Annotated in this window: 14 protein-coding genes; 3 read left to right on the forward strand and 11 right to left on the reverse strand. The window is 63.6% G+C overall.

Going from position 1 to position 11,443, the window contains the following annotated elements:
* Window positions 1–53: 53 nt before the first annotated feature.
* Entirely contained in the window at window positions 54–395 is a 342-nt protein-coding gene (locus ABGV18_RS07200) for a DUF883 family protein (RefSeq protein WP_396585453.1), read from the reverse strand.
* A gap of 420 nt (window positions 396–815) precedes the next feature.
* Between ABGV18_RS07200 and ABGV18_RS07205 the strand changes: the two genes are divergently transcribed.
* Entirely contained in the window at window positions 816–1,334 is a 519-nt protein-coding gene (locus ABGV18_RS07205) for a putative metalloprotease CJM1_0395 family protein (protein WP_396585454.1), read from the forward strand.
* Window positions 1,335–1,403: 69 nt separating this feature from the next.
* Here the strand turns inward: ABGV18_RS07205 and ABGV18_RS07210 are convergent, their stop codons facing one another.
* The gene (locus ABGV18_RS07210; protein WP_396585455.1) at window positions 1,404–2,867 is read right to left on the reverse strand and encodes an NAD-dependent succinate-semialdehyde dehydrogenase; all 1,464 of its coding nucleotides are present in this window, start codon (window positions 2,865–2,867) and stop codon (window positions 1,404–1,406) included.
* A 12-nt stretch (window positions 2,868–2,879) separates the two neighbouring features.
* Entirely contained in the window at window positions 2,880–3,920 is a 1,041-nt protein-coding gene (locus ABGV18_RS07215; protein ID WP_396585456.1) for an aldo/keto reductase, read from the reverse strand.
* A gap of 122 nt (window positions 3,921–4,042) precedes the next feature.
* Here ABGV18_RS07215 and ABGV18_RS07220 point away from each other — a divergent pair, with 122 nt between their 5' ends.
* Entirely contained in the window at window positions 4,043–4,591 is a 549-nt protein-coding gene (locus ABGV18_RS07220; protein ID WP_396585457.1) for a hypothetical protein, read from the forward strand.
* A gap of 83 nt (window positions 4,592–4,674) precedes the next feature.
* Here the strand turns inward: ABGV18_RS07220 and alr are convergent, their stop codons facing one another.
* The 5 genes from alr to rpsF form a co-directional block, all read right to left on the reverse strand.
* Entirely contained in the window at window positions 4,675–5,769 is a 1,095-nt protein-coding gene (gene alr / locus ABGV18_RS07225) for an alanine racemase (protein ID WP_396585458.1), read from the reverse strand.
* The gene (dnaB, locus tag ABGV18_RS07230; RefSeq protein ID WP_396585459.1) at window positions 5,769–7,193 is read right to left on the reverse strand and encodes a replicative DNA helicase; all 1,425 of its coding nucleotides are present in this window, start codon (window positions 7,191–7,193) and stop codon (window positions 5,769–5,771) included. Before dnaB ends, alr begins: the two co-directional genes overlap by 1 nt.
* A 273-nt stretch (window positions 7,194–7,466) precedes the next feature.
* Window positions 7,467–7,922 (reverse strand): 50S ribosomal protein L9, encoded by a 456-nt coding sequence (rplI, locus tag ABGV18_RS07235; protein ID WP_396585460.1) that lies wholly within the window; start codon window positions 7,920–7,922, stop codon window positions 7,467–7,469.
* 35 nt (window positions 7,923–7,957) lie between these two features.
* Window positions 7,958–8,182, reverse strand: a complete 225-nt coding sequence (rpsR, locus tag ABGV18_RS07240; RefSeq protein WP_125198602.1) for a 30S ribosomal protein S18 — start codon at window positions 8,180–8,182, stop codon at window positions 7,958–7,960.
* Window positions 8,183–8,201: 19 nt separating this feature from the next.
* A complete protein-coding gene (gene rpsF / locus ABGV18_RS07245; RefSeq protein WP_396585461.1) occupies window positions 8,202–8,630 on the reverse strand; it encodes a 30S ribosomal protein S6 in 429 nt (142 codons plus the stop codon).
* Window positions 8,631–8,787: 157 nt separating this feature from the next.
* Between rpsF and ABGV18_RS07250 the strand changes: the two genes are divergently transcribed.
* Window positions 8,788–9,483: a DUF1275 family protein gene (locus tag ABGV18_RS07250; protein WP_396585462.1), complete on the forward strand. Its 696-nt coding sequence runs from the start codon at window positions 8,788–8,790 to the stop codon at window positions 9,481–9,483.
* Here ABGV18_RS07250 and acpS read toward each other — a convergent pair.
* The 3 genes from acpS to ABGV18_RS07265 are packed head-to-tail and all read right to left on the reverse strand — an operon-like array spanning window position 9,473 to window position 11,421.
* Window positions 9,473–9,847, reverse strand: a complete 375-nt coding sequence (acpS, locus tag ABGV18_RS07255; protein ID WP_396585463.1) for a holo-ACP synthase — start codon at window positions 9,845–9,847, stop codon at window positions 9,473–9,475. The genes ABGV18_RS07250 and acpS overlap by 11 nt on opposite strands.
* 26 nt (window positions 9,848–9,873) lie before the next feature.
* Window positions 9,874–10,638, reverse strand: coding sequence for a pyridoxine 5'-phosphate synthase (gene pdxJ / locus ABGV18_RS07260; protein WP_396585464.1), 765 nt, complete (start codon window positions 10,636–10,638; stop codon window positions 9,874–9,876).
* 60 nt (window positions 10,639–10,698) lie between these two features.
* Window positions 10,699–11,421, reverse strand: coding sequence for a DNA repair protein RecO C-terminal domain-containing protein (locus tag ABGV18_RS07265; protein WP_396585465.1), 723 nt, complete (start codon window positions 11,419–11,421; stop codon window positions 10,699–10,701).
* Window positions 11,422–11,443: the final 22 nt, after the last annotated feature.

The raw sequence follows: 11,443 nt of genomic DNA on the forward strand, positions 1-11,443 counted from the left end.
CCCTTCGGCCTCGACCAGGTTGGTCAGGGCGAGAACGTAATCAGTCAGCGCTTTCAGTGCCGGCCTCCGTCGATCAGCTTGGCGATGACGAACCCGATGCCGAAGGCGGCAACCACCGAGGTCAGCGGATGACGACCGACCAGCTGCTCGGCCTCATCGACGCGCTTTTCCCCCTGCTTGCGTGCCTGCTCGTAGCCCCGGTTCAGGGTGTCCAGGCCTTCATCGAAGGCGTCCTTGGCTTCGTCGCGTGCCCAGCTGGCGCCATGGCGCACACGGCTCTCGCCCTGTTCCTTGACCGCCTGGAGAAGATCGCCCATGTCGCCACGCAGTTTCGCCAGATCGGCCTTGACCGCTTCCAGCTCTTCGTTGCTGTCTTTTTGGGGTGCCTGTGCCATGTCGGTAATCCTCATGATGAAAAAGTGGGAACGCTTGCCCTAGAGCGTAGTCGTCCGCTTGAACGAATCCAAGTCGTGCTGACCACGGAGCAATGTAGAGACAGTGTGGGCATCACGCGGTTCCGTCGCCCCCTGCACACACCTCCACTGGGGACACCTTTCACGTCCCTCCCCACCAACAAACATTGCAGGTCTTCCGCAAAGCGACTATAAATGGTTGATCTGAATCGGGACTCCACACTCTCTCCCATGACACCGATCGCTGCCTCATTGCCCAGCCTGCCGCCCGCCCCGCGCTTTGTGCCGGGCGGTTCGGCCGGTGTGGTGGAAATCGGCAGGCCAAAAGCGCCGGCGGTAACCACAGAAACACCACCGGCTGCGGGCCCGAAGGGCGACCCAAAGGGCGAAGAGGGGCGGCCCGTGCGTTCGCCCGTGGCGACCGATGCGGCCTCGATCGAAGAACAACGCATGCTCACGAACCTCAAGGCGCGCGATCGCGAGGTGCGTACCCATGAGAGTGCCCATCGCGCGGCTGGTGGCGATCTCGTGCGCGGTGGCTCCTACGATTACCAACAGGGGCCGGACGGGAAACGCCATGCGGTCGGTGGTGATGTCCAGATCGACACCACCCCCGTCCCGGACGATCCACGCGCCACCGCGGACAAAATGGCGCAGGTCATTCGCGCAGCGTTGGCCCCGGCCAAGCCCTCACCCACCGACCTCGCCGTGGCCGCGCAGGCCACGACCGAACGTAATCGCGCCCAGAGCGAGGCCCGCATGGACCCCGGCGCAGCAAGCGACGACAACCGATCATCTACAAACCCTTCATCGACGAACAACGGGACCAGCGACAACAACGGGGCCAGCGACGCCACCAGCGCCTATCAACGCACGGCCGACCAATCGGACAGCGGATCGAACCTCAACGCCATGGCCTGAGCCTGCCCGCTCCCCGATCCGCACGCCACTGGCCGGCCTCGATGGCGAAGCAATCGGGCATCAGCCTATTCACCCCATCAGCAGGTATTTGGTCTCCAGGTACTCATCCAACCCTTCGCTCGCCCCCTCGCGACCCAGACCCGATGCCTTGACCCCACCAAAGGGGGCGGCGGCGTTGGAGATTAGGCCCGTATTGATCCCAATCATGCCCGCCTCGATGGCCTCGGCGACCCGCCAGACCCGGTGCACGTTCTCGCTGTAGAAATACGCCGCTAAGCCGAAGGGTGTGTCGTTCGCCATCTCGATCGCCTCGGACTCGTCGGTGAAACGTGACACGGCCACCAGCGGCCCAAATGTCTCCTCGTGCATCACCTGCATCGATTGGCGCACTTCCGTCAGTAACGTGGGCAGCACGTAATTCTCGCCGCGAGGATCACGCCGCCCGCCGGAAACCAGTGTGGCGCCTTGTCCCGTGGCATCCTCGACCTGTGCCAGCACCTTGTCGGCGGCCGCCTTGTCGATCAGCGGAGTCACGTCGGAATCGGGGTTCATCCCGTCGCCCAGCTGGAGGTCCTCGATGCGGGCCTTGAGCCGGCCCACGAACGCGTCATACACCCCGTCCTGAACATAGAAGCGATTGACGCAAACGCAGGTCTGGCCGGTGTTACGGAATTTGGCGGCAATCGCGCCTTCAACGGCGGCCTCGAGATCGGCATCGTCAAAGACCATAAACGGCGCATTGCCGCCGAGTTCCAGGGAAATCTTCTGCACGTTCCCGGCCGCCTGGCGCATCAAGGCACTGCCGACCTCGGTCGATCCGGTAAACGAAATCTTGCGCACGGTCGGATTGGCCGTCATTTCGGTCGCGATTTCGCTCGCCGAACCGGTCAACACGTTGAACACCCCGGCCGGCACCCCTGCCCGCTCCGCGAGCACCGCCAACGCGAGTGCCGAAAACGGCGTGGCGCTGGCCGGCTTGACCACGATCGGGCAACCGGCCGCGAGCGCCGCGGCGGCCTTGCGGGTGATCATCGAGGAAGGGAAGTTCCACGGCGTGATCGCCGCACAGACACCGATCGGCTGGCGCAGCACCACAATCTGTTGCCCCGCCTTGGCCGGCGGGATGGTGCGGCCATAGGCCCGCCGCGCTTCTTCCGCGAACCACTTGAGAAACGAGGCCCCGTAGCGGATCTCGCCGGCCGATTCGGCCAGTGGCTTGCCCTGCTCGATCGTCATGATTCGCGCCAGGGTCTGTTCGTGCTCGAGCATCAATTCGTACCAACGGTACAAAACCGCGCCCCGCGCCTCGGCGGTCTGCTCCCGCCAGGCCGGCCAGGCCCGGTTGGCAGCCTCGATCGCTTGCCGGGTATGCTCGCGACCCAATCGCGGGACCGTGCCAATCTGCGCGCCGTTGGCCGGATTGGTAACCGCCTGACGTTCCACATCTTCGGGTGAAATCCACTGCCCGTCGATAAAACAGGCCTCACGGAACAACGACTTGCCGTCAATTGATGCGATCAACTCTTCGCTCATCCTCGCCATCCTTCAGACCGTGGGGTTCGGATAGCGAGCATCGATCACATCGATCGCGTCCAGCAATTCCGACGAGAGTGAAACATCGGTCGCACGGATGTTTTCCTCCAGCTGGCGCATCGTCGTAGCACCGATGATGGTCGCGGCGACCTCGGGACGACGCAGGGTGAAAGCGATTGCCATCTGGGCCGGTGACAGCCCGTGCTCGCGAGCTAACTCCACATAGGCGCGTGTCGCCGCGGTGGCATTGGGCTTTTCGTAACGCTGACCGAAATCAGGGAAGCGCGTGATTCGTCCCGGAGTAGACGGATCGTTCAGGTATTTGCCGGTCAGATGACCGAATGCCAGCGGGCTGTAGGGCAACAACGCCACATCCAGCTGGTTGCAGACCTCGGCCAGGCCACCGGTCTCGAAGGTGCGGTTCATCAGGTGGTAGGCGTTCTGCACCGAGGTGACCACCGGCAGACCATGTCGACGCGCTGCCTCGACGAAGGCCATCACCCCAAAGGGCGTCTCGTTCGACAGCCCCACATACCGGATCTTGCCGGCCTCGACCTGTTCGCCCAGCGCCCGCAACTGGTCATCGATCGACTCGCTCTCCCACCGTTCATCGGGGTCGTAATAGACCTGGCCGAACTTGGGCACGTAACGATCCGGCCAGTGAATCTGGTAGAGATCGACGTAGTCCGTCTGCAGCCGCTGCAGGCTGTCATCGATCGCCTGCCGGACCTGCTCGCGCGTCACGCGAGGACCGCCACGCACGTGGTTGAGACTGGAGCGCCCTGCCCCGGTAATCTTGGTGGCAATGGTCAGTTCGTCGCGCCGTTGCTTGCGCAGCCAGGAACCGACGTACTCCTCCGTCCGCCCCTGGGTCTCGGCGCGTGGGGGCACCGGATACATCTCGGCGGTGTCGATGAAGTTGATCCCGGACGCGACCGCATGGTCGAGTTGTTCGTGTGCCTCCGCCTGTGTGTTCTGCTCGCCAAAGGTCATGGTGCCGAGACAGATCTCGCTTACCTTGAGGTCACTATTGCCCAGTCGTCGGTATTCCATCGTTACTCCACGCGTTTTACCCTGTGATGCCGCCCACGCGGAGCGGCCGCATACAATGTAAGACATGTCGATCATGCCCGGCCAATCGGGCCCGGCCCATTTAGCCCAAAAGAGTAGCCGAGATGACAGACGTTTCCAGTCAAGTCGCCGCCGCACACCTCGAGTTGATCGAGAGCGTGAGCGCCGCGCTAGCCTCGCCCGACTCCACCACGGCTCGCACTGCCGCGATGCTGGTCATCGACAGTTACCGGGAAGATGGCTGGAACGATTTGGCCGCGGCCATCAAGGCGCGTCTGTCGGATTCCAAGGTCGACGAATCGCAACTCGATGACGAAGACCGCATGATCCTCGCGGCAATCGAACGGGCCGCGCATGACCCGACGTGGCTGGACAGCGTCGCCGAACAGGCAGAAGTCGAGGCCGCCGAGCAGATTGCCGCCTTGATCCTCGCCGCCACCTGGGGGGAGCGCGAGGCCCTGGCGGCCTTGAACGAGATGCGCGAGGCGGCCCGGGCAGCCGGCATCGAGGGCTCGACGGCTCACGCGTTCGTCGCCCTCGTGGAAGGCGAACGGCAGCTTGAGGCACTCCTGGAGGCTCATCCAAACGCGCAGGTCGGGTTAATCGAACGCACCCTCGCTGCGCTCACTCAACGTGAGCAGGAGCAGGGCTGAGGCCACACACGGCAATTGCCTGCCCGGCTCCACCTCCCTCAGAGGGACGCGTCGCCTGCCGCAGGTCCCGCTGCTGTCCTTTCCTAGCTAAGAATCGTTGCCTCGGCTCGCAACTGCCCGCTGACCTGGCACATCAACTCATAGCTGATGGTGCCGGCGGCCTGGGCGACCTGGTCGATCGGCAATCCATTGCCCCAGCACTCCACCTCGTCGCCCACCTGTGCCTTGATGCCACGCAAATCCACCGTGACCAGGTCCATCGACACCCGTCCGATCACCTGGCTGCGCTGACCGTTGACCAGGATCGGCGTGCCATCAGGCGCGTGACGCGGATAACCATCCCCATAGCCGACCGATGCCAGCCCCACCGGCATGGTCTCCGGGGCCACGAAACGCCCGCCATAACCGACGGACGCGCCGCTCGTCACCGTGCGCACGGCCACCAGGACGGTCTTGAGGGTCATGGCGGCCTGCAGACGATGCTGGGCCGCCTCGCCGAAAATGAACGGGTTGCCGCCATAAAGCATGATGCCCGGACGCACCCAGTCGCCACCGGCCGCACTCGCACCCAGCAAGGCCGCGGAATTGCACAGGCTTGTTTCGCCCGTCCAATCCGATGCGATCGAGCGGAACGTCTCGATCTGTTGCTCGGTGGGCGCGCTATCCGGCTCATCGGCGCGGGCGAAATGGGTCATCAGTCCGACCGTCCCGCCAACCGCCGGGCAATGCGTCAGTCGTTCACGGGCCGATTGCACGTCCTCGGGCATCAATCCCGCGCGATGCATGCCCGTATCCACCTTGATCCAGGCGCGGATGCATCCGGCCGGCAAAGACGCGGCCTGCCGCTCGAGCATGTCCAGCTGTGCCGGGTCGTGAAAGATCAGCTCAAGCGATCGATGGGCGGCAAGGTCAAGTTCTTCGGCTGTCAGCGCCCCCTGCAGGACCAGAACGCGCTCGGCAAGCCCCGCCTCACGCAGCGCGACGCCCTCGCCCGGTGTGGCCACGGCAAGCCCGTCGGTTTGCGCCTTCGAGAACGCTCGCGCGGCCGTCAGCAGGCCGTGACCATAACCGTCCGCCTTGACCGCGGCAAAGATCGAGCGCGTACCCGACGCCTGGCGGGCGACGCCCAGGTTATGGCGCATCGCCCGGGTATCGATGAGCAGTCGCGCACGCCGCATCACCGATAGGCTTCCGGAACGCTCTCGGGGCTGATGAAATCCTCAAACCGGGTGTTCTGGCCGCGGAAGGTCATCGGAACCGTGCCCACCGGGCCGTTTCGCTGCTTGCCGATGATGATCTCCGCCATGCCCTTTTTCTCGGTATCCGGCTCGTAGACCTCTTCCCGGTAGATGAACATGATGATGTCGGCGTCCTGCTCGATGGCGCCCGATTCGCGCAGATCGGACATCACCGGTCGCTTGTTGGGTCGTTGTTCGAGCGAGCGGTTGAGCTGGGAGAGCGCGATCACCGGCACGTTCAGTTCCTTGGCCACCGCCTTGAGCGAGCGCGAGATCTCGGAAATCTCGTTGGTCCGGTTCTCCTTGGAGCCCGGCACCTGCATCAGCTGGAGATAGTCGACCACGATCATGCCGAGATCCTCTTCCCGCGCGAGGCGTCGAGCGCGGGAACGTAGATCGGAGGGCGAAAGTGCCGGGGTATCGTCGATAAAAATCTTGGTCTGGCTCAGCTGGCCCACTGCCCCCGAGATGCGATGCCAATCGCTGTCTTCCAGACGACCGGTACGCACCTTGGTCTGATCGATCCGCCCCAGTGACGAGAGCATCCGCACGGCAAGCTGGTCACCCGGCATTTCCATGGAAAAGACCGCCACGGCCTTCTTGCTGTACAAGGCGACATTCTCGGCGATGTTCATCGCGAAGGTGGTCTTGCCCATCGAGGGGCGCCCGGCGACGATTACCAAATCACCCTTGCCCAACCCGGTGGTCATGTCGTCGAGGTCGCTGAAACCGGTGGCCAGCCCGGTCACCTCACCCTTGTTCTCATAGAGTTCGGCGATGCGGTCCATGGCCACGGTCAACAGATCGGTGATGCTCTGGAAGCCGCGCCGGGTACGAGACCCTTCGTCGGCAATGGCGAAGATCTGCTTTTCGGCCAACTCCAGCACGTCGTAGGCCGTCTGGCCCTCGGTCTGGTAGCTCTTGCGGGAGATCTCGGTGCCCACCTCGATCAGCTGGCGCAGCAGCGAGTGCTCACGGATGATCTCGGCATACGCGGCAATATTGGCTGCACTGGGCACGGAATCGACCAAGGCCCCCAGGTAATCGTTGCCGCCAATATCCTCGAGTTTCTCCAGCGTCTTGAGACGCTCGGAGACCACCATGGCGTCGAAAGGCTGGCTACGCTCGGCCAGCTCAGCGATGACCTGGAAGACCAGCCGATGGTCGTGGAAGTAGAAATCCGGGGCGGTGAGCTTGTCCCCCACCTGCTCGAAGGCGAGTGGATCGAGCATCAGACCGCCGAGCACCGCCTGCTCTGCCTCCTGGGAATGCGGCGGCACCCGCAGTGCCAGCGGAGAGCCGACCGTGGCATTCGAGCTGCGACGGGGTTTGGGCTTGTCGGAATCGTAGTCCGGGAGTGACATGAATCTCGGGTACCAGAAGGTGTGACGGCGCAAGGGGCGTCCGACTACGGCACGTCTGTGCGGCCGGTTTGGACTCCCCGAAGGAAGTGTCGATGATACGCCCTGCACCTGGCATTGACCACGCGGATCGAGGCGGTTCCTCAATTTCAAATCGGCGTATTTGCCTACCCGATGGCGCAAAAGAAAGGCCCGCACCTCGACGAGGGCGGGCCTTGCTATACATCGGCGATCGTCACGCGGCAGCAGGCGCCGCGAGAAGACCGCTCGACAAGATTACTGCTCCGGGACGACCACGACGTTGATCTCGACGTTGACTTCCGAGTGCAGGTGCAGCTGGATCGGGAACTCGCCCAGCGCGCGCAAGGCACCTTCCGGCATCCGCACTTCACGCTTTTCCATCTCGATACCGTAGGCTTCGTTGACCGCTGCGGCAACCTCGTCGGTACCGACCGAACCGAACAGCTTGCCTTCGGCACCGGCCTTGACCGGAATGGTAACGCTGGCTTCTTCACCGATCTTGTCGGCACGAGCCTGGGCGGCAGCCAGTTCTTCGGCGGCCTTCTTCTCGAGATCGGCGCGACGCGCTTCGAACTCTTCCATGTTGGCCTTGGTGGCCGGCTTGGCCTTGCCGTACGGGATCAGGAAATTGCGGGCATAACCCGGGCGGACGCGGACCACGTCGCCCAGCGAGCCGAGGTTCTCGACCTTACTCAACAGAATTACTTGCATGGATATTGACTCCTAGACGCTCGGGACGGACGCGATCAGTGACGGTCGGTGTACGACAGCAGGGCCAGAAAGCGCGCACGCTTGATGGCGGTCTGCAGCTGACGCTGATAACGGGCGTTGGTACCAGTCACACGACTCGGCACGATCTTGCCGGTTTCGGTGACGTACTGACGCAGGGTGTCAATGTCCTTGTAGTCGATGTGCTTCACGCCCTCGGCGGTGAAACGGCAAAAACGCTTGCGACGGAAAAAACGGGCCATGGATCAAACCTCTTGAAACTTATTCGCTGGAGTCGTCGGACTTCTTGTCGTCGTCACGAGGCTCTTCGCGCTTGTTGTCATCGTCACGCTTGTTGTCATCGTCACGATTGCGCGGACGGCGCTCGGCTTCGCGCTCCTGCATCATCGGAGAGGCTTCGGTGTAGGCCTCGTCGCAACGGATGGTCATGTGGCGCAGCACGGCGTCGTTGAACTTGAACGCTTCCTCAAGCTCGGCCAGGGAAGCCTGGTCGGTCTCGACGTTCAGCATGACGTAGTGCGCCTTGACCAGTTTCTTGATCGGGTAGGCCAGTTGACGGCGACCCCAGTCCTCGAGGCGATGGACCGTGCCCTGCGCAGCTTCGATGATGCCGCGGTAGCGCTCGATCATGGCCGGGACCTGGTCGCTCTGGTCCGGATGGACCATGAAGACGATTTCGTAATGACGCATGGATCAAAACTCCTGTGGATGGAAGGCAGCCTACCGCATGCGGAACGGTCAGGCAGGAGAAACAAGCGGCGTATACTACGGCCATTCCACGGCCACATCAAGGGATGTCATCGGATTACCCTCTACGTCTCTTCACCCACACGAGACGGCAACCGAGATGCCCTACCCGCCACGCTCGACTGACGATTCCGCCTCCGCGAAGGCTTTCCTGATCGCCTTCGTCATGGCCGGGCTTGCCGGTCACATAAACAGCGTCATGCTGATGGCCTTCGGCCTGCCGGTCAGCCAGATGACCGGCACGGCATCCCACCTGAGTGAAGGGATGGCGCTGGCCGACCCGATGGTGGTCATTACCGCCGTGGTCATCCTGACCGGATTCATCGGCGGCGCCACCCTGTCGGGCTTATTGATCGGACGACGGCCATTCCCGGAAAGCTCACGCTATGCCTGGGCCCTCGGACTCGAATCGTTGCTTCTGGCGACCGCCGTGATCTGCGTCGTTCTCGGCCAAGCCACCGGTGCCCTGGCAGCCGCCGCGATCGCCTGTGGCCTGCAGAACGCATTGGTCGCCAGCTACCGAGGCCTGCTGATACGCACCACTCACGTCACCGGCATCGCCACCGATCTCGGGGTGTATCTGGCACGTCTGATTCGTCGACGGGCGTGGTCATGGCAGGGATGGCTGTTGCTCACCTTGCTCGGCGGTTATGTCCTCGGTGGAAGCATGGCCGTCTTTGCCCAGGGGCTGGTGGGCACGACCAACAACCTGCTCATTCCCACTGTTGCTACCGCCGCCATCGCCGTTCTTGACGCTGTGTATCAACGCCAGCGACGGAACACGATCAACGGCTGATCACGACAAAGGCAAGGGCGTAGGCGCGCTCGTCGCTGACCGACAGCTCGATCGACACCCCACCGAGCCGTTCGAAACGTTCGCGGGCCTTGCCATCAAGCAAGACATTCGGGCGACCGTAGTCATCATGCCCCGTCTGGATGTCGACCAACCGCAACCCCTCCCGAAACCCGGTGCCCAGGGCCTTGGCCACGGCCTCCTTGGTCGCAAAGCGCTTGGCGATCCAGGGGGCCGGGTTGCGTTCCGGCAATCGCTCACGCTCCACCGGACCAAGGACACGCTCGACCAGACGGGTCCCGTGGCGATCGAGTGCCGCCTTGATGCGTGCAATCTCGACCAGGTCGGTGCCGATACCCAGAATCATGCAGGCAGTGTCCGACCGAAACCGGGTCAGTCTGCCGAACGACCGAAGCGGGCCGCGTGCATCAGCGTCTTCATTTCGCGCACGGCGGCCGGCAGACCGGAGAAGACCGACTGGGCAATGATCGCGTGCCCGATATTGAGTTCCTCGATCTGCTCGATCGCGGCAATGGCCGCGACGTTGTGGTAATGCAGTCCATGACCGGCATTGACCGACAGGCCCACGTCGGCGGCGTCCCGGGCACACGTTCGAATCAGGTCAAGTTGCTCCTGGGCCGCATGATCGTCGGCGGCATTGGCATAGTGGCCGGTATGGATTTCGATTACCGGCGCGTCGCAGGCGACGGCCGCATCGATCTGCCGCGGGTCGGCATCGACGAACAGCGACACGCGAATGCCGGCCTCGCCCATGCGATCACAGGCCGCGTGGATGCGATCGATCTGCCCGGCCACGTCCAGGCCGCCCTCGGTGGTCAATTCATCGCGGCGCTCCGGGACCAGACAGACGTCGTGCGGGCGGAGCACGCACGCCAGCTCGATCATCTCGTCGGTCGCGGCCATTTCGAGGTTCATGCGGGTCTGCAACAGATCGCGCAAGATCGCCACGTCGCGATCCTGGATATGCCGACGGTCCTCGCGCAGATGCAAGGTGATGCTGTCGGCCCCGGACTGTTCGGCGAGCAAAGCGGCGTGCACCGGATCCGGGTAGCGCGTCCCGCGCGCCTGACGCAGGGTCGCGACGTGATCGATATTCAGACCGAGCAAGGGATATTGGGCGGTGACGCGATTGGTCATGGTTTTCAGCTTCCGGAGTCAGTGTGGGCGTTGTTCGAGTCGATATAGGCGGGGATTAGTCTAAGGCCTGAGGGGATCGCCTGCATCGTGTCCCCGAGTCGAGTCCTTGGCGCTGGGCCACAGCCTTCGCGACAGAAAGGGTGCGGAGCCGACGTGTGGGGCCAACAATCCCTGCATCAGGTCCCGTGCCCGGCGTCGATCAGCGGCCTCATCCAACATCTCGTCACGAGCGATCGCAAGCAGCAGGCGGCCCGGGACGGTGTTTGCCCCGTTGCCGGGCACGATACCGCCCTGGAGGCCGACGCGATATTGCCGCTCAGGTTCGATCGGCAAGCCATCGGCCGCCCGGGCCCAGTCCAGACCGGCACCGAGGTGTTCCAGCATGCGACGCTCGAACCGGCGCACGACCACCGACACCGGCATCTCCGGTGAATCGAGCATGGCCAGGCTTTTCCAGTAGTCGAGAAACAGGCCCGGCACCGCCTCTTCGGGGCGCAGGGCCCGGAGGATAAGCTCATGCAAGTAGAAGGCCGCGGCCAGCGATTGACCGCGCAGAAAACGCAGTCCCTCGACCGGCTCGGCCCCGGTCAGTATCGGCCACCCCCCTCGCCCGGCCGTCTCCACCTCGAGACAGACGAAATTGGGCGGTCGCTGGCTGCCGCGTTTTTTGACTCGGCGCGCCCCATTCTGCCGCATGCGCACCCAGCCGCGGGTGTCGGTCAGCCAGTCGAGCAGCAGGCCGTGTTCCTTGAACGGTCGGGCGTGGAGCAAAAAACCGCGCACTACGTCACCGGCCCTTGCCGAC

Origin of the sequence: Guyparkeria halopsychrophila (assembly GCF_044582135.1) — a bacterium.
Classification (GTDB): domain Bacteria; phylum Pseudomonadota; class Gammaproteobacteria; order Halothiobacillales; family Halothiobacillaceae; genus Guyparkeria.